The organism is Brevundimonas sp. AC546, assembly GCF_979258305.1.
The window spans coordinates 392709-416892 of the sequence record NZ_OZ409849.1; the positions used below are offsets into that span (position 1 = coordinate 392709).

Annotated in this window: 29 protein-coding genes and 4 tRNA genes; 22 read left to right on the forward strand and 11 right to left on the reverse strand. The window is 65.6% G+C overall.

What is annotated here, in order from left to right; all coding sequences use genetic code 11:
* Positions 1 to 8: 8 nt before the first annotated feature.
* Positions 9 to 611 (reverse strand): hypothetical protein, encoded by a 603-nt coding sequence (locus ACZZZD_RS01915; RefSeq protein ID WP_463432140.1) that lies wholly within the window; start codon positions 609 to 611, stop codon positions 9 to 11.
* Here ACZZZD_RS01915 and flbT point away from each other — a divergent pair.
* Together flbT and flaF are read left to right on the forward strand one after the other, a co-directional pair.
* The gene (gene flbT, locus ACZZZD_RS01920; RefSeq protein WP_463432142.1) at positions 611 to 1033 is read left to right on the forward strand and encodes a flagellar biosynthesis repressor FlbT; all 423 of its coding nucleotides are present in this window, start codon (positions 611 to 613) and stop codon (positions 1031 to 1033) included. The genes ACZZZD_RS01915 and flbT overlap by 1 nt on opposite strands.
* Complete coding sequence (gene flaF / locus ACZZZD_RS01925; protein WP_463432144.1) at positions 993 to 1355, forward strand: flagellar biosynthesis regulator FlaF; 363 nt, start codon at positions 993 to 995, stop codon at positions 1353 to 1355. Before flbT ends, flaF begins: the two co-directional genes overlap by 41 nt.
* A 251-nt stretch (positions 1356 to 1606) precedes the next feature.
* Here the strand turns inward: flaF and ACZZZD_RS01930 are convergent, their stop codons facing one another.
* The 7 genes from ACZZZD_RS01930 to ACZZZD_RS01960 form a co-directional block, all read right to left on the reverse strand.
* On the reverse strand, positions 1607 to 2371 hold the full coding sequence (locus tag ACZZZD_RS01930) for an exopolysaccharide biosynthesis protein (protein WP_463432146.1): 765 nt from the start codon (positions 2369 to 2371) through the stop codon (positions 1607 to 1609).
* Between the two features lie 99 nt (positions 2372 to 2470).
* On the reverse strand, positions 2471 to 2656 hold the full coding sequence (locus tag ACZZZD_RS01935; RefSeq protein ID WP_463432148.1) for a DUF3008 family protein: 186 nt from the start codon (positions 2654 to 2656) through the stop codon (positions 2471 to 2473).
* Positions 2657 to 2685: 29 nt separating this feature from the next.
* Positions 2686 to 3855 (reverse strand): isovaleryl-CoA dehydrogenase, encoded by a 1170-nt coding sequence (locus tag ACZZZD_RS01940; protein WP_463432150.1) that lies wholly within the window; start codon positions 3853 to 3855, stop codon positions 2686 to 2688.
* Positions 3856 to 3898: 43 nt separating this feature from the next.
* A complete protein-coding gene (locus ACZZZD_RS01945; RefSeq protein WP_463432152.1) occupies positions 3899 to 4939 on the reverse strand; it encodes a lysozyme in 1041 nt (346 codons plus the stop codon).
* 109 nt (positions 4940 to 5048) lie between these two features.
* On the reverse strand, positions 5049 to 6467 hold the full coding sequence (gene mgtE, locus ACZZZD_RS01950; RefSeq protein WP_463432154.1) for a magnesium transporter: 1419 nt from the start codon (positions 6465 to 6467) through the stop codon (positions 5049 to 5051).
* Between the two features lie 62 nt (positions 6468 to 6529).
* Positions 6530 to 6614, reverse strand: a tRNA-Leu gene (locus tag ACZZZD_RS01955).
* An 87-nt stretch (positions 6615 to 6701) separates the two neighbouring features.
* Positions 6702 to 6953: a FliM/FliN family flagellar motor switch protein gene (locus ACZZZD_RS01960; protein ID WP_017505209.1), complete on the reverse strand. Its 252-nt coding sequence runs from the start codon at positions 6951 to 6953 to the stop codon at positions 6702 to 6704.
* A gap of 66 nt (positions 6954 to 7019) precedes the next feature.
* Between ACZZZD_RS01960 and lipB the strand changes: the two genes are divergently transcribed.
* The 4 genes from lipB (at position 7020) to ACZZZD_RS01980 (ending at position 10553) form a co-directional block, all read left to right on the forward strand.
* Positions 7020 to 7736, forward strand: coding sequence for a lipoyl(octanoyl) transferase LipB (gene lipB / locus ACZZZD_RS01965; RefSeq protein WP_463432159.1), 717 nt, complete (start codon positions 7020 to 7022; stop codon positions 7734 to 7736).
* 126 nt (positions 7737 to 7862) lie between these two features.
* Positions 7863 to 9347, forward strand: a complete 1485-nt coding sequence (locus ACZZZD_RS01970; protein WP_463432161.1) for a hypothetical protein — start codon at positions 7863 to 7865, stop codon at positions 9345 to 9347.
* A gap of 75 nt (positions 9348 to 9422) precedes the next feature.
* Complete coding sequence (msrB, locus tag ACZZZD_RS01975; protein WP_463432163.1) at positions 9423 to 9917, forward strand: peptide-methionine (R)-S-oxide reductase MsrB; 495 nt, start codon at positions 9423 to 9425, stop codon at positions 9915 to 9917.
* Between the two features lie 48 nt (positions 9918 to 9965).
* Positions 9966 to 10553 (forward strand): hypothetical protein, encoded by a 588-nt coding sequence (locus tag ACZZZD_RS01980; protein WP_463432164.1) that lies wholly within the window; start codon positions 9966 to 9968, stop codon positions 10551 to 10553.
* A gap of 67 nt (positions 10554 to 10620) precedes the next feature.
* Here ACZZZD_RS01980 and ACZZZD_RS01985 read toward each other — a convergent pair.
* Positions 10621 to 10695 (reverse strand) — tRNA-Thr (locus ACZZZD_RS01985).
* Between the two features lie 110 nt (positions 10696 to 10805).
* Between ACZZZD_RS01985 and ACZZZD_RS01990 the strand changes: the two genes are divergently transcribed.
* From ACZZZD_RS01990 to ACZZZD_RS02055, 14 genes are all read left to right on the forward strand, one after another.
* The gene (locus ACZZZD_RS01990) at positions 10806 to 11018 is read left to right on the forward strand and encodes a hypothetical protein (RefSeq protein ID WP_463432165.1); all 213 of its coding nucleotides are present in this window, start codon (positions 10806 to 10808) and stop codon (positions 11016 to 11018) included.
* 116 nt (positions 11019 to 11134) lie between these two features.
* The gene (gene murA, locus ACZZZD_RS01995) at positions 11135 to 12424 is read left to right on the forward strand and encodes a UDP-N-acetylglucosamine 1-carboxyvinyltransferase (RefSeq protein WP_463432167.1); all 1290 of its coding nucleotides are present in this window, start codon (positions 11135 to 11137) and stop codon (positions 12422 to 12424) included.
* Entirely contained in the window at positions 12414 to 12914 is a 501-nt protein-coding gene (locus ACZZZD_RS02000) for a DUF2948 family protein (protein WP_463432169.1), read from the forward strand. The genes murA and ACZZZD_RS02000 overlap by 11 nt, the downstream gene beginning before the upstream one ends.
* Positions 12911 to 13378, forward strand: coding sequence for a UPF0262 family protein (locus ACZZZD_RS02005; RefSeq protein WP_463432171.1), 468 nt, complete (start codon positions 12911 to 12913; stop codon positions 13376 to 13378). The genes ACZZZD_RS02000 and ACZZZD_RS02005 overlap by 4 nt, the downstream gene beginning before the upstream one ends.
* 103 nt (positions 13379 to 13481) lie before the next feature.
* Positions 13482 to 13700 (forward strand): translation initiation factor IF-1, encoded by a 219-nt coding sequence (gene infA / locus ACZZZD_RS02010; protein ID WP_008261544.1) that lies wholly within the window; start codon positions 13482 to 13484, stop codon positions 13698 to 13700.
* A complete protein-coding gene (locus tag ACZZZD_RS02015) occupies positions 13701 to 14282 on the forward strand; it encodes a Maf family protein (protein WP_463432188.1) in 582 nt (193 codons plus the stop codon). It begins immediately after the preceding gene.
* Positions 14279 to 15313 carry a ribonuclease E/G gene (locus ACZZZD_RS02020; RefSeq protein WP_463432190.1) on the forward strand — a complete coding sequence of 345 codons (1035 nt, stop codon included), beginning with the start codon at positions 14279 to 14281 and terminating at the stop codon, positions 15311 to 15313. The genes ACZZZD_RS02015 and ACZZZD_RS02020 overlap by 4 nt, the downstream gene beginning before the upstream one ends.
* A gap of 3 nt (positions 15314 to 15316) precedes the next feature.
* The gene (locus ACZZZD_RS02025; protein ID WP_135195741.1) at positions 15317 to 15481 is read left to right on the forward strand and encodes a DNA gyrase inhibitor YacG; all 165 of its coding nucleotides are present in this window, start codon (positions 15317 to 15319) and stop codon (positions 15479 to 15481) included.
* Between the two features lie 63 nt (positions 15482 to 15544).
* Positions 15545 to 15620, forward strand: a tRNA-Phe gene (locus ACZZZD_RS02030).
* Positions 15621 to 16157: 537 nt separating this feature from the next.
* Complete coding sequence (locus ACZZZD_RS02035; RefSeq protein WP_463432193.1) at positions 16158 to 17039, forward strand: MotA/TolQ/ExbB proton channel family protein; 882 nt, start codon at positions 16158 to 16160, stop codon at positions 17037 to 17039.
* A 5-nt stretch (positions 17040 to 17044) separates the two neighbouring features.
* Complete coding sequence (locus ACZZZD_RS02040) at positions 17045 to 17479, forward strand: biopolymer transporter ExbD (RefSeq protein WP_463432195.1); 435 nt, start codon at positions 17045 to 17047, stop codon at positions 17477 to 17479.
* Positions 17480 to 17493: 14 nt separating this feature from the next.
* Positions 17494 to 18213, forward strand: a complete 720-nt coding sequence (locus tag ACZZZD_RS02045; RefSeq protein WP_463432197.1) for an energy transducer TonB — start codon at positions 17494 to 17496, stop codon at positions 18211 to 18213.
* A 150-nt stretch (positions 18214 to 18363) separates the two neighbouring features.
* Positions 18364 to 18440: transfer RNA gene (locus ACZZZD_RS02050), tRNA-His, on the forward strand.
* 97 nt (positions 18441 to 18537) lie between these two features.
* Positions 18538 to 19524: an aldo/keto reductase gene (locus ACZZZD_RS02055; protein ID WP_463432199.1), complete on the forward strand. Its 987-nt coding sequence runs from the start codon at positions 18538 to 18540 to the stop codon at positions 19522 to 19524.
* Positions 19525 to 19600: 76 nt separating this feature from the next.
* On the opposite strand, the gene ACZZZD_RS02060 is transcribed toward ACZZZD_RS02055, so the two are convergent.
* Both ACZZZD_RS02060 and ligA read right to left on the reverse strand, forming a co-directional pair.
* Positions 19601 to 20023 carry a DUF2147 domain-containing protein gene (locus ACZZZD_RS02060; protein ID WP_463432201.1) on the reverse strand — a complete coding sequence of 141 codons (423 nt, stop codon included), beginning with the start codon at positions 20021 to 20023 and terminating at the stop codon, positions 19601 to 19603.
* Between the two features lie 118 nt (positions 20024 to 20141).
* Positions 20142 to 22481 carry an NAD-dependent DNA ligase LigA gene (ligA, locus tag ACZZZD_RS02065; RefSeq protein ID WP_463432203.1) on the reverse strand — a complete coding sequence of 780 codons (2340 nt, stop codon included), beginning with the start codon at positions 22479 to 22481 and terminating at the stop codon, positions 20142 to 20144.
* Between the two features lie 120 nt (positions 22482 to 22601).
* Here ligA and ACZZZD_RS02070 point away from each other — a divergent pair, with 120 nt between their 5' ends.
* Both ACZZZD_RS02070 and ACZZZD_RS02075 read left to right on the forward strand, forming a co-directional pair.
* Complete coding sequence (locus tag ACZZZD_RS02070) at positions 22602 to 23561, forward strand: M28 family peptidase (protein ID WP_463432205.1); 960 nt, start codon at positions 22602 to 22604, stop codon at positions 23559 to 23561.
* On the forward strand, positions 23558 to 24046 hold the full coding sequence (locus tag ACZZZD_RS02075) for a hypothetical protein (protein ID WP_463432207.1): 489 nt from the start codon (positions 23558 to 23560) through the stop codon (positions 24044 to 24046). The genes ACZZZD_RS02070 and ACZZZD_RS02075 overlap by 4 nt, the downstream gene beginning before the upstream one ends.
* Positions 24047 to 24184 lie beyond the last annotated feature (138 nt).

Consider the following 24184-nt stretch of genomic DNA (forward strand, 5'->3'; position numbering starts at 1 on the left):
TGGCTCCCTTATCTAGCCGGAGTGTCTTGATCGCCGTCCGGGCCGTAGCCCAAGTCGGAGATATCGTCGTCGGAGAGGCGTTTGGCCTCCCAGTGGGCGGCGCTGGCTTGCGCGCCGCGTTCATTTTCCATCAGGCCGGAATAGACCAGTTCGATTTCGTCGGGACCTGACTGGGGTTCGCCGTCCGCGTCAGATTGATTGCGGATCTCGCCATCAACGCCAAGCAGTGCGTCCGCCTCGCGCTCAATGCCGTCCAGCGCCAGTTGGTCATCGAGATCGACCTCGGCATCCTCGTCAAAATCCTCTTCGTCGGCGTCGCCGTCGGCCTGGGTGACGTCCAGAACCTGGTCGGCCTCGTCCAGCAGGAATTCGCCGTCGCCCTCGTCGTCCAGATGGGTTTCGTCGAAGGTTTCCGACTGTTCCTGGTCGTCCTGATAATCGTTGTCCGGCATGGCGATCTCCTCTTCGAGACACCAACGCAACGGCGACGATACGCGTTCCAGCGGAGGCGGCGGACAAGGGATGGTTAACTGATGGCGGGCTAAGGTTCGACTCAACTGAGCCGGTCCACGCGTGACCGGCTCGACCCCTGTCTGGAGTTCGGTGCTCAATGGCCCTGAAGCTGTCGCTGAAACCCGGCGAGAAGTTCGTCCTGAATGGCGCCGTGGTCCAGAACGGCGACCGTCGCGGCGTGCTGATCCTGCAGAACCGCGCCAGTGTTCTGCGCGAGAAGGACATCATGCAGGCCGAGGACGTCACCACGCCCGGCCGGCGAATCTATTTCCCGATCATGATGATGTATCTGGACGAGAGTGCAGCGGCGAAATTCTATGATGAGCTGGCGCTGCGGATCACCGAATTCATGGGTGCGACGCAGAACCCGGACATCCTGGCGGAATGCGTCTCGGCCTCGCGTCACGTGCTGGCCCGCGAATATTACAAGGCCCTGATGTCGGCCCGTAAGATTGTTGAATACGAAGAGGGAGTGCTGAATGTCGCTTCAGGCGTACACAGCGGCGACAGCGAGAGCTGAGAGCCCGCGCGACCTGGAGTACCGGCTGTTCGGTCAGGTCACACGCGCCCTTGTCCACGCCTCGACCGTCGATGCGTCAGATATCGCCACCCGCATCGACGCGCTGGACTGGAACCGGCGGCTATGGTCGACCCTGGCCAGCGATTGCAGCGATCCCGCCAACGCGCTTGCCAACCCGATGCGCGCGCAGATCATTTCCTTGAGCCTGTTCATCAACCGCCATTCGTCAGCGGTGATGCGGGGCGAGGAGACATTCCAGGACCTGATCGACATCAATCGGATGATCATGCAGGGCCTGTCGGGCGGCGCTCAGGCGGCCTGACACGCCATAGTTCACGAAAACGCGAAGCCACTTGGCGCAAGGCGTTGAGGCGTCTTATGTTTCATCTCCCTGTTGAACAGTCGAAAGGAGGTGATCCAGTGTCTCATTGTCATCAATCGCGAGCGGCGGCCGCGACCCTGGTCCTCGGAGAGGTCCTGGTCTGATCCTTTCAGACTGAGTTGCGGCCCGGCCGTCAGCGGTCAGGCAATGAAGGGTCGTCGGGGAAACTCGACGGCCCTTTTTGTTTGGGCCTAGTGGAAAAGGCGGCCGAACCAGCCGGCGACATGCTCGCCCACCTCGACCACGGTCGCCCAGATCAGGAACAGATAAAGCGCGCTGGCGGCCGTGGCGAGAATGCCCAACAGGATCGCAACGCCGTCACGCTGCATCATGCCCAGGGCGAACAGGACCAGGGCGATGCCGGGCAGAGCGTCCCCGAACGGGATGGGCAGGGCCATGATTAGCGCCAACACGACGCAGACAAGTCCGGTGAAGGTGTCGGCGATGTCGCCGGTCAGCAGGGGCAGACGGGGGCGGGTAAGCCGCTCGATGGCGCGGACCAGTTTGAGGACGCTGGCGCCCCTGGGGCGTCGTCTTACGGCGCGTCGAACGCGATCTGAGAAGATGTAGCGGCGCTGCGCTGTACGCACTTCGGATGTCAGCACCCAGCGACGCAGCCAGGCCGGGGCGGCGAATGGCGTGACGATGAGGCCGTGGTAGGCGGCGCGCGACACCGACGCCCGCAGCATCCAGCGTGGCAGCCAGACGCTGCGCCGTTGAAAGGCCAGTTCCAGCGACATCAGGATTATGGGCACAGCGAACACAGCCTTGCCGCCGGGCGGCCAAGGCAGGAGCGCCAGCAGCGACAGGATCAGAATCATGGCCCCGAAACCGCGCTCGCCGAATGACGCGACCAGTTCGGCCATGGTCAATTTGGGCTCGGGGGCGTGGCCGAGATCTTCGAGAACGTCGGAAAACCGCCGCAAGTCGTCGTTCGGAGGCGGTTGGGCGGGCATCAGGCAGGGCGCTCGGCTGGAGATTGCGCCCATCTAGGCTGTCGGTGCGAGGATCGCCACTTACAGAACGGAAAGGCGATCAGATAATTCGCCTATGTCTCAGTCCTGCACATGGTCCGGCTTGCCCTTGCGCTTGGTGTGGGCGAATTCCTCGAGTTGCTTCTCACTCATGGACTCGACCATGGATTTAGACGCGCCTTTCAGCTTCGATTTGGGCGTGTCGCCGCGTTTAGCCGACAGGGCGGCGCCGGCGGCCTTTTGCTGAGCTGCGGATTTGGCGGGCATTGGATGTCTCCTTCTGCGGAGACAAGTCGTCAGCCGCCCAGCAGTTCCCGCCCGATCAGGAAGCGACGGATCTCGTTGGTGCCGGCGCCGATGTCGTAAAGCTTGGCGTCGCGGACCAGACGTTCCACCGGCCATTCCTTGGTGTAGCCGGCGCCGCCCAGGGCCTGGACGGCTTCCAGCGTGACCTTCACCGCGTTTTCCGAGGCCAGCAGAATGGCCCCCGCCGCGTCATAGCGGGTGGTCTTGCCCTGATCGCAGGCGCGCGCGACGGCGTAGACGTAAGCGCGGGCGCTATTCAGGGAGACATACATGTCGGCCACCTTGCCCTGCATCAGCTGGAACGAGCCGATGGGTTTGCCGAATTGTTTGCGGTCACGGACGTAGGGCAGGACCACGTCCAGCGCAGCCTGCATGATGCCCAGGGGACCAGCCGACAGGACGGCCCGCTCATAGTCTAGGCCGCTCATCAGCACGCCGGCGCCGCCGCCCACCGGGCCCATGATGTTTTCCTCGGGCACTTCGCAGTCCTCAAACACCAGTTCGGCGGTGTCCGAGCCGCGCATGCCCATCTTGTCCAGCTTCTTGGAGACCGAAAACCCCTTCATGCCCTTTTCGATCAGGAAGGCGGTGCAACCCTTCGAGCCGGCCTCGGGATCGGTCTTGGCGTAGACGACCAGGGTGTCGGCGTGCGGCGCGTTGGTGATCCAGAACTTGGCGCCGTTCAGGACGTAGCGGTCGCCCTTCTTGTCGGCGCGAGTGCGCATCGACATGACGTCGGACCCCGAGCCGGCCTCGGACATGGCCAGCGAGCCGACGTGTTCGCCGCTGATCAGCTTTGGCAGATATTTCTGCTTCTGCTCGGGCGTGCCCCAGCGACGGATCTGATTCACGCACAGGTTGGAGTGGGCGCCGTAGCTCAGGCCGATCGAGGCCGAGGCGCGCGAGACTTCTTCCATCGCCACGACGTGTTCGAGATAGCCCAAACCGAGGCCGCCGTATTCTTCCTCGACGGTGATGCCGTGCAGGCCAAGTTCGCCCATCTCGGGCCACAGCTCGCGCTTGAACTCGTTCTTCTCGTCGATCTCGGCGGCCAGCGGGGCCAGACGGTCGGCGGCCCAGCGGGCGGTCGTGTCGCGGATGGCGTCGGCGTTTTCGCCAAGACCGAATTCCATGGATTGGGGCGCGAAGGGAATGCTCATGCGCTAGGGCGTAGCATCGCGCACGGCTGTTCGCCAAGCGTTGTCAGACGCGGTCGGCCCGTCCCCAGCGACGATACAGATTATAGCCGGACACGCCGACGCAGGCGACGGCGATCAGGGCCAGCACCCAGGCGACGGTGGCGGTGTCGCTGCTGTCCGATACCGACGCCCGGCGAAACGCCGCCATGGCGACGCCCAGCGACAGCATGCCCAGCCCGCCCATGACCAGGAAGGTGGCCGTCTCGCCCCAGCCAGGGCGTTTGGCGGCCCTGGCACGGGCGACGACTTCGCGGGTGCTCAGCGTCTGTTCGACGGGCGTCGTATCGGGTTCGGAGGTCGGTGAGGCCTCGGCATCGACGGCCGCAACGGCGTCGGGATCCGAAAGGCCGGGCGCGGTCAGTACGACGCTGGCTTTCTCGGCGCCTGTAGGGGCCGGCTCGGCTTCGAGCGGCGCCTGCAGGTCATTGGCGGCGACGATCGGCGCCTTGGTCGACACCGCTTCCGATTGGCCCATCAGCGGGGCGATATCGGCGACAGCGTCGTGCGCGGGGAAGGGGGCGACGGTCTCGTCCAGCGCACCCTCGACGGCGGCCAAGGTCGGCTGGGGCGTCTCGAATGGAGACGGCAGGGGGGCGGCCAGCAGGTCCGCCAGGGTCACGGGCGCGCCCGGCGCGGCGTTGAACAACGCATGTTCGGCCGAGCGTCTGCGTGTCGGCTTTTCGGCGGCGGCGTCGTCCGCCCATTCGGACAGGGCCAAGGCGGCCTGGCGAGCGGCGCCAGCGTTCAACTGCTCAACCACGTCGGAGGAAGCGAACCGATCGGCGCCGATGGAGAAGGCGAAACTGGCCAGGGCGTCGAACTGGTGTTGATTGAGGGGGACGCGGACATGGTCGGTCACGGCTTTCACGACCGGGATCAGGTCATATTGCATAAGCAGTTCTGCGTCCGCCTCGGACACCGTGGCGCCCTCGCGGGCCGAATGGGTGTGGCCGTAACCGATGACCCAGCGGCCGTCACTGCGCTGCATGGCGCGAGGACGGAAGCCTTCGAAGCTCTTGATCAGCAGGACGCCCTCGCGGGACACCTTGCTCGGTTTAGGCAGGACGTCAGACACAGTTGACCCAATTGGAAACAGGCGCGCGGCGCTCGCACGATCATCAGCAAGGCCCGCGCCGGATCGGCGTGGATGATGTCTAGAGCAGCACCAGTGTGGCCAGACCAAGGAAGATCAGGAAGCCGAAGAAGTCGGTGGTCGCCGTGACGAAAACGGCGGACGAGACGGCGGGGTCGAACTTCAGCTTGGACAGGGTCAGGGGCGTCAGGACGCCGATGGAGGCGGCGACCAGCAGGTTGAGGATCATGGCCGCGCCGATGACCAGACCGATCTTCCAGTCTTCGTCTCGGAACCAGAAACCGGCGGCGATGCCGATCAGGGGCGCCAGGATCAGGCCGTTGGCCAGGCCGACCATCATCTCGCGCCAGAAGGTGCGCGGGGCGTTAGAGCTGTTCAGCTCACGCGTGGCCAAGGCGCGCACGGTCACGGTCAGGGCCTGGGTTCCGGCGTTGCCGCCGATGGCCGAGACGATGGGCATCAGCACCGCCAGGGCGACGATCTGCTGGATGGTGGCCTCGAACAGGCCGATGACGCTGGCGCCAAGCGCCGCCGTCGCCAGATTGATCGCCAGCCAAGGCACGCGACCACGCACGATTTCGGACACCGACGAACCGCGGTCCTCGTCGGCGACACCGGCCAGGCGCAGGATGTCCTCGCGGTTCTCTTCCTGAATGATGTTGACGATGTCATCGACGGTGATCTGACCGACCAGGCGACCGGCCGCGTCAACGACGGGTGCCGAGATCAGGTGGTATTTCTCGAAGATGTAGGCGACCTCTTCCTGGTCCTGGCCGACGTCGATCACATTGATCGGCTCCATCAGCTCGGTCAGGGCGGTGCTGCGTGCGGCGCGCAACAGGCCGCTGATCGGCACGCCGCCGACGGGGCGGTTGACCGGATCGACCACATAGATGTCGAAGAACAGCTCGGGCAGGTCGTCGCCCTGTTTCCGAATGTGATCGATGGTGTCGCCCACGCTCCAAAACTGGGGCGCGGCCATCACCTCGCGCTGCATCAGGCGGCCGGCGGACTCCTCATCATAGCCCAGGCTGCTTTCGATCGCGGCGCGGTCGATCTCGGGCATGGCGGCCAGAACGCGTTCGCGCTGGTCGTCCTCCAGATCCTCGACCACGGCGGCGGCGTCGTCGGAATCCAACTCCTGAAGCGCCACGGCCAGGGTGCCGTGCGGGACCCGCTCCAGCACCTCTTCGCGGATGTTGTCATCCAGCTCGGGCAGGGTTTCGGCCAGCAGTTCCGGCGGCAGCCACAGCACCACGACGGCGCGGTGTTCGGCCGTTAAAAAGCCCATCAGGTCGGCGACGTCGGCGGGGTGAAGATCTTCCAGCAGCGACCGCAGTCGCACCCCATCGCCGTCGTCGGCGGCGTCCACGACTTTCTCGACGAATTGAGGGGTGAGGACATAGTCCTCGTCCAGGGCGGCGTGGTCTTCGTTATCAGGCGCTTCGGCTGGAGCGAAGGCGGAGTCCGTGGTGTTCACGTGGTCGCCTCCCTTGGTATGTCCAGCCGTAGTTAGCCGATGAATCGCCCTGTTTAGCCAGATGGTGCGGTCGAGAAGACTCGAACTTCCACGGGTTGCCCCACAGCGACCTCAACGCTGCGCGTCTACCAATTCCGCCACGACCGCTCGCATCGGAGCGGCGGCGAATAGACGAAGCCGCTGGAAAAGGAAAGGGCGAATTGAATGGTTCGTGGCGAGCGACGGATGCAAGCCTCAGGCGGACCCGGCCATGAAGTCATAGACGTCGGCCTGGCGGGTGACGGTGATGGCGATTCGGTCGTCGCGGATCTCGATCTCGCCCCGGGCCACAGGGTAGTTGTTGGCCAGAATCCAGACCTCGTCGCCCTCTGCGGCGTCCAGGGGAATCACCGCCCCGCGGCCCATGCGCAGGAGTTGCGACATCGGCAGCACCGACCGACCTAGAACCACGGAGATTTCGACATCGACGGCGTTGATCTGGGTCACGGAAAGCTCTCGTTCACTGAAAGGCCGTCTCTTGCGCAAACGCCTCGACGACCACATTGAAGCGTCATGCTTGCTGAGCCGTTAAGCCCGTCCCTTCAGAAACTGCGTCTCGACGATGGGCGGCCCGTCGAATGGGCAGTGTCGAAGGGCTATGTCGACTATGCCGCCGCCGAGGCCTTCATGGAGGCGCGCGTCGCCGCCATCGCGACCGGCGAGGCGCAGGAGATGGTGTGGCTGCTGGAGCATCCGCCGCTCTACACCGCCGGGGTTTCGGCCAAGGACGAGGATTTGCTGGATGCGAGCCGGTTCCCGGTGCATCGCACGGGACGGGGCGGGCAGTTCACCTATCACGGACCGGGCCAGCGCGTGGCCTATGTGATGCTGGACCTGAACCGACGCGGCAAGGATGTGCGCTGTTTCGTGCGCGGGCTGGAGCTGTGGCTGATCGGGGCGCTGGATCAGTTCGGCGTCACGGCCGACATCCGGCCGGGTCGCGTGGGTGTTTGGGTCGAGCGCAAGGGGCCGGGCTGGTCGCGCGAGGACAAGATCGCCGCCATCGGCGTCAAGGTCCGCAAATGGGTCAGCTTCCACGGCATCAGCCTGAACGTAGAGCCGGACCTGGATCATTTCGGCGGCATCGTGCCGTGCGGCATTCAGGAACATGGCGTCACCAGCCTGGTCGATCTGGGCGTGCTGGCGACCCTGGACGAAGCGGACGAAGCCTTGAGACGCAGCTTCGACCGAATCTTCGGTGCGGCGGCTGAGGCTGCGGCGCCGTTCTGAGCGCGCCGCATCGCCGCAGGTCGTGTGACAATCGGGCGAAATCCTGTTCGTCGGGGTTGGCAAGCGCGTGACGCATGGGCTTTAACCTTCGCCACGAGCTTGAAATAGAAGGCCGCAGGAAACCCCATGAACCGCATGATCGCCGCCGCATCGGCCGCCGTTCTGTCGCTGACCGTCGCCGCCGGCGCCGCAGTCGCACAGGATTTTCGCGCTCTGGCGCAACAGGACCTTCAGACGGCGCACGACGCCCTGGCGGCCAACCACCCCGCCGCCGTGATCCCCGGCGCGCCCAGCGAGGCGTTCCGCACCTGGATCGACGCCGGTCTGGCCGATGCGCAAGGCAAGGTCGGTCGCGTCAACAGCGGCGACAGCCACGCCTATCTGATGCGCTACTACGCTAACGGCTTCCGCGATTCGAACATCTCGATCCGCCCGACCTACGAAGGCCTCGGCCCGTTCTTCGCGACCAGCTGGCCGGGCGTGACCACCGCGTGGCGGAACGGCGAATATGTCGTCTCCTATGTGAAGCCGGGCGTGCGCAATGTGCCGCCGATCGGCGCGACCTTGGTCAAGTGCGGCGACAAGACCGCCGCTCAGTTGGCAGAAGAGCGGCTGGACCGTTGGGAAGGCGATCTGACGACCGAGGCCGGTCGCGTTCGTACCGCTCCCTACCTGCTGTGGAACCGCAACAACCCCTTCACCGGCGGCGTGCCTTCACTGTGCACCTTCAAGGTCGGTCGTCGCGACCGTGACTTCCAGATGCAGCCCCAGCCGGCCGACGCCGCCAGCCTGGAGGCCGCCTATCGCGCCACTGTCTATACGCCCGGCGCCAATCCGCTGTCGGTGGAGACGGTCGACGGCCGTCCCTGGATCAACGTCCACACCTTGGCGGACGACGCCGGATGGGACGCCTTCTTCGCCGCTGTCGAGGGACAGTCGCCCGCCATTCGCGGCGCGCAAGGCCTAGTCATCGATCTACGCGGGGCCAACGGCGCTTCGCTGAACGCGACGGGTAAGGGCTATGGCTTGGCCAATCGCATCTGGACGCCGGAGTTCACCGTCAGCCGCCAGCCTGAAGCCGGCTCGATCACCTATCGCGCCACGACGGCGAATCGCCAGTGGTTCGCCGACACCCTGGCCCGGATGCAGGCCGATCCGCGCTTCGTCGCCGAATCCGGCCCGGTGATCGAACAGACCCAGGCCATCGTCGCCGCCTTCGATTCGGCGCTGGCGGCCAACCAGCCGACCTTCACCCTGCCGGGCCGCGCGTCGGTGCCGGACACCGGCGCCGCCAACCCCGTCGCGGGTCAGGTGGTGGTGCTGGTTGATAGCGGCTGCACCAGCGGCTGCCTGGATACGCTGGACCTGCTGACGCGCCTGCCGAACGTGCGCCTTGCCGGGTCGGTCACGGCCGAAGACTCGATCTTCGTCGAGCCGACCGTGCTTCGCCTGCCGTCCAACTACGCCGAGCTGAGCTATGGTCATAAGGCCTGGACGACGCGTCAGCGCGGCAACGACGCGCCTTTCACCCCGGCGCAAGGTTTGGCCTACACGGGTTCGGCGACCGACGAGGCCGCCGTCCGCGCCTGGGTCGGCACGCTGTTCCAGTAAGGAATCGCTGCGCCTGACGGATCGAGGGGCGGGCAGGGGCTGGAACCTCGGCCCGCCCCTTCCCATTTGCAGACCATGACCGATCTCGCCCAACCCCACGAAAGCCTGCGTTCGCCATCAGGCTTTGACCTGACCCCGCCCGATGAGGCGGAACGCGCGCGCCTGGAAGCCGACCTGAACCCCGAGGAAAAACGTGTCCTGCTGTCGCACGGCACTGAGGCGCCTTTCTGCGGCACACTGCTGGGCGAGAAGCGGGCAGGGGTGTTCTGCTGCCGCGAATGTGGCCTCCCGCTGTTCAAGAGCGGGACCAAGTTCGAGAGCGGCACCGGCTGGCCCAGCTTCACAAAGCCGGTGGACGAGAGCCACGTCCACGAAATCCGCGACACCAGCTACGGCATGATCCGCATCGAAACCCAGTGCGCGCGCTGCGGCAGCCACCAGGGCCACGTCTTCCCGGACGGCCCGCCGCCGACCGGAAATCGCTATTGCATCAACTCGGTCGCGCTCAGTTTCGTCGCCGAAGGTGAGGCTCTGCCCGACCCGCTGGAGCGGGGCGACGGCGTCGCCTGACCTTGGCCTCAATCGCTGTGCTAGAATAATTTCGAACGGAGGCGGCCCATGCTGATTGCAGGTTTCTTGGCGAGTGCGGTCATAGTCGCTGCTGGCGGTGATCCAGACGGCGTCGTCGCGACCGCGCCGTCCAACGCTCCAACCCTTGCCCAGGCCATGGCGGCCGCGCCTCAGGCGTCCGTGACCGCTCCGACAGCCCAGGACGCCGCTCCCCACGGTCTGACGACGGAACAGCAGATCCAGAATTGGATCAGCTCACGCACGCCGGGCGCCAGCTTCGACGAAGGCGCCGAGGCCGGTCCTCCGGCCGAGCGCAAAATGCACGGCATGGTCGAGGCCGGAATCGGCACCGGCGGCTACCGCAGCTATGGTGCGGCCGTTTCTCTGCCTGTCGGCGAGAGCGGCCGTCTGGACTTGGCCTATCGTGAAGGACGCAACGAGCCTTGGGGCTATGGCTACGGCGGCTATGGCCTGCGTGGACCTGGCTTCTATTCGCCCTATGGCGGCGGATGGCGCGGTCGGGGCTATGGTGCGGACACCACCACAAAGTCGTTGTCCATGGGCTTCAGTTGGAACAAGGACGGCGACGCGGACGAGCGTGATCCATATCGCCGAGGGCTGTACGGCTACGACTGACAGCCTCAAGGCTTTTCCCGAAAACTCAAAAAGGCCCGGCGTTCGCCGGGCCTTTTCAGTTCTCAGATGGTGCCGCCGGGGGGAATCGAACCCACGACCTCAGCCTTACCAAGGATGCGCTCTACCACTGAGCTACGGCGGCCCCGACTGAGGAAGCGGCCGTATAGCCAAACCCTTCCGGGGAGGGAAGCGCCTTTTTGATCCTCCGAAAGAAAGTTTGGACATGGCCCGTTATCACGGCATCATCCGGCCATGACTCATCCTCCGCATGACGCCGATACGCCTGCCGCCGCTGCTGCGGCGACGCCGCCTGTCGAATCAGGGCCGGAGTTCGAGGTCGCCCAATCTGAAAGGGAACGGGCCAAGGCCGAGAAGGCGATCCGTCTGGCCTCTGCCTTGCGCGCCAACCTGCGTCGTCGCAAGGCCCCGGCGCGGACGCCGGCTGCGCCACGCGACAGCAACTGACGCATCGCAACTGAAAGTCATCGGCTCGCGACCCCGCAGCCCTTTGGCAAGCGTCCAACGGCTTGCTAGAGAACCATCCCCCCGAGGCGTTTCCTTCGGGCGCGCTTAAGGACGTCATGGACAGCATCGCCATTCAGGGCGGCGCCCAGCTTTTCGGGAACATTCCCGTCAGCGGCGCCAAGAACTCCGCCATCAAGCTGATGGCCGCCTCGATCCTGACGGATCAGCCGTTGCTGCTAACCAATATGCCGCGCCTGGCGGACACCCGGTTCCTGGGCCAACTGCTGCGCCAGTTCGGCATAGAAGTGACCGAGCGCGACGGCGCGGATGGGCAGGAGAGCCTGTTCCACGCCAAGGACCTGACCTCGACCTTCGCGCCCTATGATCTCGTTCGCCAGATGCGGGCCTCGTTCAATGTGCTGGGTCCGCTGCTGGCGCGCACGGGCGAGGCCAAGGTGTCTCTGCCCGGCGGCTGCACCATCGGCGCGCGTCCGGTGGACCTTCACCTCCAGGCGCTGACGGCGCTGGGGGCCGAGATCGAGCTGGACGAGGGTTATGTCACCGCTCGCGCGCCCAAGGGGCTGCGAGGGGCCGAGATCGAGTTTCCGTTCGTTTCGGTCGGGGCCACCGAACACGCCCTTCTGGCCGCCGTGCTGGCGCAGGGGACGACCGTGCTGCGCCGCGCCGCGCGCGAACCTGAGATCGGCGATCTGGCCCACTGTCTGACGGCGATGGGCGCCAGGATCGAGGGCGTCGACACCGACGTCCTGACCATCACCGGCGTTTCATCGCTGAACGGCGCAACCTGGTCGGTGATTCCCGACCGGATCGAGATGGGCTCCTATGCCGTCGCCGCCGCCATGGCGGGGGGCGAGGTGCGCCTGACCAAGGCTCGGGCCGAACTGATCGGTTCGCTGACCGACAAGATGATCGAGGCCGGCGTCGAGGTGTCCCCCACCGCCGATGGGGTGCTCATCAAGCGCGACCCGAAACAGCGGCTGAAGGCTGTGGATGTCGAGACGGCCATCTATCCCGGCTTCGCCACCGACCTGCAGGCCCAGTTCATGGCCCTGATGACCACGGCCGAGGGCGTCAGCACGGTGCGCGAGACCATCTTCGAGAACCGCTTCATGCACGTGCCGGAACTGGCGCGGCTGGGGGCGGACATCTCGGTCCATGCCGGCGAAGCGCACGTCAATGGCGTTGAGGTGCTGCATGGGGCGCAGGTGATGGCTACCGATCTGCGCGCCTCGATGTGCCTGGTCATCGCGGGTCTGGTCGCCGAGGGTGAGACGACGGTCGGACGCGTCTATCATCTGGATCGCGGTTTCGAGCGTTTGGAAGAAAAGCTCGGCGCCTGCGGCGCGGACATTCGACGCATAAAAGGAACAGGTGATGAGCACTGAGATCGACGGCGTCATTGCGGAAGCCAAGGCGCCGGTCGAGCCCCTGCGCCTGCTGGCCGAGGATGCCGACGATCTTCAGATTATTTCTGCAGCGCTGCAGGACGCCATTCTGCGGCCGGTCGATATCGTGTGGGAGAAGAGTGCGCGCACGCTGACCATCGCCTTCAGCCGCTTCTGCTGGGAATGCGGTGGGACGCGGGTGATGTGCGCCATGCAGTTCGGCGACGTGCTGGCGGTCCAGAGCCGTCGCCTGTCGCGCAGCCCCGACGCCTCGCTGGAGCTTCTCGCGCTCGATTTCATCCCGACGGAGACGCCCGGCGGCAAGGTCATCCTGATGTTCGCCGGCGGCGGGGATCTGCGGGTCGATGTCGAATGCCTGGATGCGGTGGTCACCGATATTTCCGAGCGGTGGCCCGCGCGGGTGGCACCGACCCACCTCGACGGCCCGGATCTGGACGCCCCCAAACGCGATGAAGGGAATGCGGCATGAGCGGTCCCCACAAGCTGGCCTCGGTCGAGCTGGACGCGGTGACCTTACCTGCCGCGACGGCCGAGATCGAGCACGAGCGCCGGGTCGCCATTTTCGATCTGGTCGAGAAGAACAGTTTCGAGCCCGTGGGCGCAGAGGGCGGAGCCTATAAGCTCAAGCTGTCGCTGCAGGACAACCGGCTGGTGTTCGACATCGACGGCGAAAATTTTAACCGCACCTACGCCATCAGCCTGACGCCGCTGAAGGGCGTGATCAAAGACTATCTTCTGATCTGCGACAGCTATTACGAGGCCCTGCGCGGGTCGTCGCCCAGCCAGATCGAATCGGTCGACATGGGCCGGCGTGGCCTGCACAACGAGGGGGCCGATCAGCTGAAGACGCGGCTGGATGGCAAGATCGTCGTCGATCACGAGACGGCGCGCCGGCTGTTTACGCTGCTGTGTGCCCTCTACCGTCGCGGCTGACCTCGACTATCTCTGCGTTTTCGGGCATTAGGCCCCTCCATTCCGCCCCTCGCGCCCGCCCGGCGTGGGGTCGAACGCATATTCAACGGGCGTGAGAGGCCGCATGGCTAAGGAAGAACTGCTCGAGTTTCCCGGCACCGTCAGCGAACTGCTGCCGAACGCCACCTTCCGCGTGACGCTCGAGAACGACCACGAGATCATCGCCCACACGGCGGGCAAGATGCGCAAGAACCGCATCCGCGTGCTGGCCGGCGACAAGGTTCTGGTCGAAATGACCCCCTACGACCTGACCAAGGGTCGCATCACCTATCGCTTCAAGTAAGTGACGACGGCGCGTCCTGAATTGGTGCTGGCCTCGGCCAGCCCGCGCCGCATCGAACTGCTGGCGCAGGTCGGGATCACGCCCGACCATATCGATCCCGCCGACATCGACGAGACGCCCCTGAAGGGCGAGACGCCGCCGCGTCTCGCCGAACGTCTCGCGACCTCGAAGGCTAAGGTGGTCGCCGCACGGCGCCCTGAGGCCGTGGTCATCGCCGCCGATACAGTCGTTTCGGTCGGCCGCCGCTTCCTGGAGAAGGCGGCGGACGAGGCCGAGGCGGCCCGTTTCCTGAAACTGCTGTCCGGCCGCAATCACCGTGTCTTCACCGGCGTGGCTGTTGTGCGTGACGGCAAGCTGTCGTCGCGGGTCAACGAGACGCGCGTGACCTTCAAGCCGCTGTCGGACCACGAGATCGCGACTTATGTCGCCACGGGCGACTGGCGCGGCAAGGCCGGCGGCTATGGCATCCAGGGACCGGCCGGGGCCTTCGTCCAGCGAATCGTCGGCAGCCATCCGTCGGTGATGGGCCTGCCGGTCTATGAAGCCGTCCAGCTGTTGAACGGCGTCGGCTGGCGCGCATGAGCGGCGCGGTCGAGGTCTTCCTCGACGAGACGCCGGGCGAGACGCGCGGCGCGGTCATGCGCGACGGGCGCTACACCCATCTTCTGATCCATCGCGAAAACGACCCGGCCCAGACGCGGCTCGGCGCCCGGTCGATCGGCCGCGTGACCGAAGTGAATCAGGGTTTGCGCGGCGCCTTCGTCGACATCGGTGCGGACGCTGCAGCCTTCCTGCCCTTTCCTCGCAACGACAAATCGACTCAGGGCGAACGGTTGGAAGTGGTTGTCACCGCCGAACCACGCATTGGGAAGGGCGCTGTCGTCCGCCGTTTAGGGCCGGGAGAGGGCGCGCCTCGCTTGCTTCAGGCCGCACCCAGCATCGCCGAACAGTTGCGCGACCTCGCGCCAGGCGAGGAATCAGTCGTCGGCGTCGCCGCCATCGACGCCGTGATCGAGGCCGAGGAGGAGGCGCTGGCCCGGTCGTGCGTCTTCGCGTCGCACGGAATCGACCTGGCCATCGAACGCACCCGCGCCCTGGTGGCTGTGGACATCGATTTCGCCTCCATGCCGGGACGCGATCCGAAACAGGCGAGGGCGGTCGCGAATCGCGAGGGGTTGAGACAGGCGGCGCGCCTGATTGGTCTGCGAAACTGGGCCGGTCTGGTCGTCATCGACCTGGTCGGCGACGGTCAGGACGCCGAGGCGCAGTCCAAGGGCGCCAGGGCCGCCTTCGCCCACGAACCTCAGGCCGTCTTCGGACCCGTCAGTCGATTCGGCCTGTTGCAGTTGTCGCTGCCTTGGCGGCGCACGCCCATCGAGGAGCTGTTGCGCGATGTCGATGGACGCGCCTCGGTTCAAACGCGCGCCTTGTCGCTGGTGCGTGGGCTGCGGCGCGAGCTCCTGTCCAACACCCGATCTGCGCGCATCACCGCACGCTGCGCGCTGGAGGAGGCCGCCATCGCCGGCCCGCTGGCGGCTCGGCTCGGGCCGCGGGCGCATGTTCAGGCCGACGCCGCCGTCCCCGTCGGACGCGGCCATATAGAAGAGAGTTGAGCCATGGCGACCTGTCCCATCTGCCGCAAGGCCGACGCGGATCCCAAGTACAAGCCCTTCTGCTCGCGCCGTTGCTCCGAGGTCGATCTGCAGCGCTGGTTCACAGGCGGCTACGCCATTCCGGCCGCTCTGGACGAAGGCGCCGAAGATGATGGTGAAAAGGACTGATTGGGCGCTGGACAGGCGGAAAAGCCTCCCCTATAGAGCCGCCTCTCGCGACGCCGCGTCGGCGCCTGGATAGCTCAGCTGGTAGAGCAGCGGATTGAAAATCCGCGTGTCGGTGGTTCGAACCCGCCTCCAGGCACCATCATTTCCCCTCCATCAAATCGTTATGCGTTTGAGGCATCATATGATGTCTGGAAAGCTGTGCTTTGCACATTCGATATGTATGCGTGCGGAGGGATTGGTCGTTGTTTCGCTCATTTGAGGACGTTTCCCTCGCGACGCCACCATTTCCGACAAACTTGCTCCAAATGACGCCGGATCATCATGAAAACGTCGCGTCGCCGCGTTTTAATGCCGAGGTTAGGTGGAACTTTTCCTCCCTATCGCGCGACAGGTTAAAAGCCACTGTTGTCCCTTGACGCTCCGGTAAGGGTTCGTCAAAGGGTTGAGACGCCATCCCACGAAGGCGTTAATACGGATTACAGGAGACGTGTTCTCCGACGGTTCGATTATCAGAGGCCGACCGGGCGACCGGGGAGCTTCTACCGAAGATTTCAGCGGGTTCTGATCCTCGAAAGGACGGGACGCGTTGAAGGAAACATTTCAGGTTGGGGGGCGGTCGCTGACTATGGCCGCACCTTTGGTTCCACGAGTCAGACCAAGCAGGAACTGGCGAATTATGCTGAACAGCAAAAAGACGAACATCCTTCTCGCCATGGCCGGCGCCGCCGCGCTGATGGCGAGCTCGCCGGTTCTGGCCCAGGCCCCGGCCGAGCCGACCCCGGCTGCCTCGACTGCGGCCCCCGCCGCAGCCCCGGTGACCCCGGAAGCCGACCCGGCGACCGTTGCCGAAACCGCCGGCGGCGCGCACGGCGGCGGCATCACCCCGATCTCCATGTTCATGGAAGCGACCGTGGTCGTTAAGGTCGTCATGGCCGGCCTGCTGCTGGCCTCGATCCTGTCGTGGACCCTGCTGCTCATCAAGCTGTTCGAGTTCGGCGCTCTGAACCGCAAGACGGACACCTTCCTCGAAAACTTCCGCGGCGCCCGCACCATCGCTGACATGCGCGCCGTCTCGACCCAGGAAGAGTTCGACGGCAACCCGCTGGCCGACATGGCCGCCGCCGCCACCGAGGAAATCGAACTGTCGCGTCAGTCGGGCCTGTCGGTCACCGGCGATCATCTGGACTCGGCCCTGGGCCGCGCCCAAGCCGCCGTCGCCGCCGTTCAATCCGGTCTGGCCAAGCGCCTGTCGGGCGGCCAGCAGTTCCTGGCGTCGGTCGGTTCGATCGGTCCGTTCGTCGGTCTGTTCGGCACCGTTTACGGCATCATGAACTCCTTCATCGGCATCGCGGAATCCAACACGACCAACTTGGCCGTCGTTGCTCCGGGTATCGCCGAGGCCCTGCTGGCTACCGGTATCGGCCTGTTCGCCGCTATCCCGGCCGTTGTGTTCTACAACTACTTCAACACCCGCATCGCCGGTTACGGCACGCGCGCCGATGGTTTCGCTGCTGAGCTGCTGAACGGCATCTCGCGTCAGCTCGACAAGGGAGCGTAAGACGGATGGCCGCCAAGATTAAATCGGGCGGCGGCGGCAACCAGGTCGAGGCCAACAGCGATATCAACGTCACGCCTTTCGTTGATATCATGCTGGTCTTGCTCATCATCTTCATGGTGGCGGCTCCGCTTGCTTCCGTGTCGGTGCCGGTAGAGTTGCCAATCGCCGTCGCCAAGGCGGCCCCGAACCCGCCCAAGCCGGTCTATATTTCGATCCAGAATGACGGCGACGTCTATGTGGGCGATTTCAGGACCGACGTCGGATCCCTGGGCGAAGATCTGAAGCAACAGATCGGCGCACGGAACCCGGCAGATGAGCGGATTTTCATTCGGGGCGACCAGAACACCCGTTACGGCGACTTCATGCAGGTCATGAACGCGCTTCAGGATAACGGCTTCTATAGCGTTGCGCTGGTCGGCGAAGACCAGGCGACGAGTTAGGGTGCGGAGATAGTATGACAGACGTCGAATATCATCGCAGTCGTTACGACGTTCCCAAGGCGAAGGGTTTCATGGGGGTTTCGTACCCTGTGCTCATCGTTTGCCTGCTGATCGTCTCCATCCTTTTCGCTTTGCTGATCTTCTTCTTGCAACAGTCGAAGTTCAAGCTGAAGGAATTCAACTACGTCGACGAGTCCGTCGAGGTCGAGTTGGTCGAGCCGGTTCCGCCGCCTCCGCCGCCTCCGCCGCCGCCGCCTCCGCCGACGGATCAGCCTCCGCCGCCGAAGCTTCAGGTGCGGGTGCCGGCCCCGGTCCCCAACGTCATGCCGCCTCCGCCGGTGAATATCACGCCGACGAAGAAGGAAGACCGCGTCGAATACACGGGCCCGCCCGTCAATATTCCTGGACCGCCGCCTCCGCCCGCGCCTCCGGCTCCGCCGCGCCCGTCGACGATCACCAACGTTCAGTGGTCGCGTCAGCCGCGTCCTACTGCTGACGACTTCCCGGCGCGTGCGCTGGAACGGGAAATCAGCGGTTCGGCTACGGTCGAATGCACTGCGCGCTCTAACGGCGCACCGGCGAACTGCCGCGTGATCACCGAAGAGCCCGCCGGCATGGGCTTCGGCCGCGCCGCCATTCGGGTGGTTCAGCGTGGACAACTGTCCCCGCGGACCGTCGATGGCGCGGCTCAGGACGCGACCTTCCGTGTCCGGGTGCCCTTCACCCTCGGGTGATCGCCACGGCAATAGACAAGACGCCCCGGAGAGCAATCTCCGGGGCGTTTTCGTTTGTCGGACGTGCGTCTGAAATCTCTTACGAAATGTCACGAAGTCGCTTGATCGCTTCTCGCAGGCCCGGTAGAGAACGCGCCTCGCGATGAGCGGGCCGCCTTAGCTCAGTTGGTTAGAGCGCCGGTTTGTGGAACCGGAGGTCCTCAGTTCAAGCCTGAGAGGCGGTACCATCGCAAAGCGCGGCCGGGCTTGTAGCCCGCCGTCGCAGCGACCATCTCCTGGTCATCGGCCGGTTGGTCGATCCCCCCATCGACAGGAGAAGGCCTCATGAAGACGCGCAAGCTGGGTCCGAATGGCCCCGAAGTTTCTGCCATAGGCCTCGGCTGCATGGGCATGAGCGCCTTCTACGGCGGCTCGGATGAGGCCCAGTCCATCTCCGTCATCCACCGTGCGCTCGACCTGGGGATCACCCTGTTCGACACCGCCGAAATGTACGGTCCCCACACCAACGAGGTCCTGGTGGGCAAGGCGCTGAAGGACCGGCGCGACCAGGCTTTCATCGCCACCAAGTTCGGCATCAACTACAACGCCGACCGCTCCAAACTGATGACCGACGGCAGCCCCGCCAATGTGCGTCGCGCCATTGAGGGCAGCCTGCAACGCCTCGACGTCGATCACGTCGATCTCTACTATCTGCACCGCGTCGATCCGGACACGCCGATCGAGGACACGGTCGGGGCGATGGCCGAACTGGTCAAGGAAGGCAAGGTCCGCTTTCTGGGCCTGTCCGAGGCCGCGCCTGATACCTTGCGCAAGGCCCATGCGACGCATCCGATCACGGCGCTCCAGACGGAGTATTCGTTGTGGTCGCGTGATCCTGAGAACGAGCTGTTCTCGGTCGTGCGCGAACTGGGCATCGGCTTCGTACCCTACAGTCCACTGGGGCGGGGCTTCCTGTCGGGGGACATCGCCTCCATCGATGATCTGGACGCCGACGACTTCCGCCGCACCAATCCGCGTTTCATGGGCGAAAACTTCCAAAAGAACCTGGATCTGGTCGAGGCGGTGAAGACCATCGCCGCCGACAAGGGAGTCTCCGCCGCCCAACTGGCGCTCGCCTGGGTTCTGGCGCAAGGCGAGGATCTGGTTCCGATCCCCGGCACGCGCCGCATCGCCACCCTGGAGCAAAATGCGGCGGCTGCGGACGTCGTCCTGACGCCCGAGGACTTGGCGCGGATCGAGGCGGTCTTCCCCAAGGGCGCCGCGACAGGGCATCGCTATGCCGAGGCGGCGCGGGCAGCCCTGAACCGCTAAGGCCGATGGGCGGATGTGAAAAAAGGCCCGGTCGGATCGCTCCGGCCGGGCCTTTCGTCTGTCTAGCGCCTCGATCCTACTGGATGCGGGTCCAGGTCTGGGTCTTGCACAGAGGGGCGACGACGCAACCGCGCAGGCGCAGGCTGTTGTCATTTGTCAGGGTGATGGTGCCGCGATAGGTGCGGCCATCCGCTGGATTATAGACCGAGCCGTTGCGCCATTCCGTCGGACCGCCGGTGAATCCGGTCAGCATGGGCAGATTACGCAGGGTGCGGCTGCGCTGGGCGGCGTCGCGATTGTGCTCGTCGCGGGCATTGGCGTCCGTGCGAATATGATCCGAGGTCACCAGCGTGCCGCACAAGGCCTGACCGCAGCGCGCAATACGCACCTGGCCGCCGTTTGTCGGCGTCTGCCAAAGGCCGGTCGGATCGCCAGCCAGGGCGGGAGAGGCGAGAGCGCCCGCCAGCGTCGCCGCAGCCAGCATGATCTTGATCTTCATAGTCGTTTCCTTTCGTCGGGTCGGTCGCGCCGCCCCTGTTGAAGGAGAGGTTGATCCCGGTTTCGGTTTAAAACAAGGCTGAAAGATCGCGTATCGCCAACGAAAACCGGACCTTAGGTCAAGTTCTGTCGCCGATCAGCGTCAGCCATTCGTCCTCGGTCAAGACCTGAACGCCGTGCTTCTCGGCGTCCTTGAGCTTTGATCCCGCGCCGGGGCCGGCGACCAGATAGTCTGTCTTTTTCGAGACGGAGCCCGAGACCTTGGCGCCCAGGCTTTCGGCGCGGGCCTTGGCCTCATCGCGGGTGAAGCGTTCCAGAGCGCCGGTGAAGACGACGGTCTTGCCGGCCACCGGGGTGTCGGACTTGGGGCGTTCGGCGTCGATGATCTCGGTCATCTCGGCCTCAAGGGCAGTGACGACTTCCAGATTGTGCGGCTCGTGGAAGAAGTGGGCCAGCGCCAGGGCGGCGACGGGGCCGACACCGGTGACGCCAGCGATCTGGTTCAGCATTTCGGACGGGCCTTCCTCGCGCGCCACGCGGGCCAGTTCGACCAGGCCGGACCAATCGTCGGTCATCGTCGCCAGCGAGCGGCGGGCGGGGGCGGCCATGCCGGGGAAGGCTTGGCTGATCTTCATGTCCATTGTCGCCTCGGGCCAGGGATCGGCGGCGGGGGGCCTCGCCTCGGCCATCAGGGTCAGGACGCGGGTCGATATGGCGTGGGCGGCGGCGAGGGCGGTCCAGGCGTCGGACGGCACGCCGGAAGCGGCCTGGAGGCAGGCGGTCTTCAGCGCGGGCCAGTTCTCGAAGGCGCGGGCCAGGACGATGGAGGTCTGTTCGCCGATGTCGCGTATGCCCAGGCCGAACAGGAATCGGTCCAGTGAGATGACGCGGCGGGCGTCGATGCCGGCGACCAGGTTTCGGATGCTGGTCTCGCCATAGCCGTCTTCGCGCTCCAGTTCCTTCAGCCGCGCTTCGTCGCGGGCCAGGCGGAAGATGTCGGCGGGCTCCTTGATCCAGCCGCGCGCATTGAAGGCGACCAGCTGTTTCTCGCCCAGGCCCTCGATGTCGAAGGCGCGGCGGCCGACGAAATGTTTCAGCCGTTCGACGATCTGGGCGTCGCAGATCAGGCCGCCGGTGCAGCGGCGCTTGACCTCGTCGCCCTCGCGCACCGCCTCCGAGCCGCAGACCGGGCATTTGTCGGGGAAGACATAGGGGACGACGTCTGCGGGCCGCAGCTCTGGGACGACGCCCAGGATCTGGGGGATGACGTCGCCGGCGCGTTGCAGTCGGACGGTGTCGCCGATGCGGACGTCCAGACGTTCGATCTCGTCTTCATTGTGCAGGGTCGCGTTGCGGACGACGACGCCGCCGACGGTGACGGGGTGGAGCCGGGCGACGGGGGTCAGGGAGCCGGTGCGACCCACCTGGATGTCGATGCCTTCCAGCACCGTGGTCGCTTGTTGCGCCGGGAATTTGTGGGCGATGGCCCAGCGGGGGCTGCGGGCGACGAAGCCCAGGCGGCGTTGCCAGTCCAGGCGGTCCACCTTGTAGACCACGCCGTCGATGTCATAGCCCAGGGCGGCGCGGTCGCGTTCCAGTTCGCGATAGACGGCGATCAGGCCTTCGGCGCCCTCGACCTGGCGCGAGCGGACGTTGACCGGGAAGCCCCAGGCCTTGAGCTTTTCCAGGGCCTCCCACTGGGTCTCGGCGAATTCGCTGGAGTGTTCGCCCCAGGCGTAGGCGAAGAAGTTCAGCGGCCGTTTGCCGGTGATCCGGGCGTCCTTCTGGCGCAGGGAGCCGGCGGCGAAGTTGCGGGGGTTGGCGTAGGTGCGGCGGCCCTCGGCTACCGCTGCGGCGTTGAAGGCGGCGAAGGCGTCGTTGGGGGCGTAGACCTCGCCCCGGATCTCGATCCGGTCGGGCCATTCGTCGCCGGCTAAAGTCTGTTTCACATCGGCGATGGTGTTGAGATTGGCGGTGACGTCCTCGCCCGCGCGGCCGTCGCCGCGCGTGGCGCCGATGGTCAGCAGGCCGTCCACATAGAGGAGATTGGCGGACAGGCCGTCGATCTTGGGCTCGGCGACGAAGGCGATGGGTTCGTCGGCGGGCAGCTTCAGGAAGCGGGCGATGCGGGCGACGAAGTCGCGCACCTCGCCCTCGTCAAAGGCGTTGTCTAGCGAGAGCATGGGCACGCCGTGGCGGACCTCGGCGAACTGGCTGGAGGCGACGGCGCCGACCTTGTTCGACGGTGAGTCGGGGCGGACCAGATCGGGGAAGACGGCCTCGATCGCCAGATTGCGGGCGCGCAGGGCGTCGTAGTCGGCGTCGGAGATTTCGGGCGTCGCTTCGTTGTAGAGGGCGTCATGACGAGCCATTTCCGCCGCCAGCCAGGCCAGGGCCTCGGCGGCCGTCTCGGCGGTTAGATCGTCAACGGGGATTTCGAGAGGAATCGCGGGGGCCATGTCCGCCGTCATATCATCTGTCGCGGCGGCCGTGCATCGCGCAAAGCCGATGATGACAGAACCGTAGGCTGACGACCCGATCGGTCGGCGCTAGGGTCCGGGTTCTGTGTTGGAGCCTGTATGAATCGTTCGACCCTTTGCCTCGTCCTGACCGGCGCCGCCTTGGTCATAGGCGGCTGCACTACCGTTCCCGTCGGCCCGACTTCTGTCGCGCCAGCGCCCGTCGCGGCGGGACCGAGCCAACTGCTGGAGGATGTTCGCATCCTCTCGGCGGACGACATGCAGGGGCGTGACACCGGCTCTGAGGGCGGCGAGCGGGCGCGTGCCTATATCGTGTCTCGGCTAGAGGCTCTTGGTGTGCAGGCGCCGCCGTTCGGGCGCTTGCAGCCGTTCGAGGCGCCGGGCCGCACGCGCGAAGGCGTCAAGACGTTCAGCGGCGTCAATATCGTCGGCTTGATCCCCGGACGGCGCGTCGCCGACCGCTACATCGTCGTGACAGCCCACTACGACCATGTCGGGGTCAACGACGGTCAGGTTTTCCATGGCGCGGACGACAACGCCTCGGGCGTGGCGACCATGCTGGAACTGGCCGCCCGGCTGAAAGCCCAGCCGCCGGAGCACAGCGTGCTGATCGTGGCGCTGGACGGGGAGGAGCGGGGCCTGTTGGGCGCGCGCGAGTTCGTCAAGGCGCCGCCCGTGCCGCTGTCGTCCATCAGCCTGAACCTGAACTTTGACATGACGGCGCGGGCCGAGACCGATGGCCATCTGTGGGTTACCGGCACCTATCAGCATCCCAACCTGCGGCCGGTGCTGGAAGCCGTGCAGCCGAACGGGGCCGTGTCCTTCGCCTTCGGCAAGGATACGCCGCAGGATACCGGCGAGAACAACTGGATCGATGCGTCCGACCACGGCGCCTTCCACGCGGCGGGCGTGCCGTTTCTCTATATGGGCGTGGACTATCACCCCGATTATCACCGCCCCAGCGACACGTTCGAGCGGATCACGCCGTCGGTCTTCACCAGCGCGACCGAGATCGCCATCGCCGGCTTCCGCGCCCTGGATCAGGCGCTGGATCGATGAGACGCCGCCTTGGTGCGATCGTCGTCATGGGCTTGCTTGCCCTCAGCGCCTGCGAGCGTCGGGAGGCGGCGCCGACGCCCGAAGCCGCACGGTTCAGTCATCGACTGAGCGCCGACATCTCGGGCGACTATCGCCCTGTCGGCCAGGTGAGCAGCAAGGTGGCGTCGCTGTTTGTGGGTCAGGCGGCGGCGTTCACGGCCTGGGAGGCGGGACAGGGCGGCCCGTCGCCGCTGATCCTGTCGTTGACCGGGCCGCAGGGGCCGATGCGGGTGACGCCCGACGCCTATGCGATCACCGACGACGCGGTGCAGATGACGGGTTCGGCGCCGGGCGGAGGCGTCGTTCGTCTGCAGGGGCGGATCGACCAGGGGGCGCTGGCGACGGCGCGGCGCAATCTCGGCGACCAGACTCCCGTCATCACAGGTACGGTTTCGGTGGACGGGCAGCGCACGGCCTTCACCCTGAGCTGGTGGGGCGGTGATTGATCAGAGGATGGCGCGCACGGCGAGATAAACCCCGGTCGCGATTATAATCCAGAGAAGGACGCTTAGTCCGACGATGAAGCCGACAGACCCGAGGCCGGACCAGCGCGGTTCGGCATTGCCGCCGTGAGGTTCGCTGGA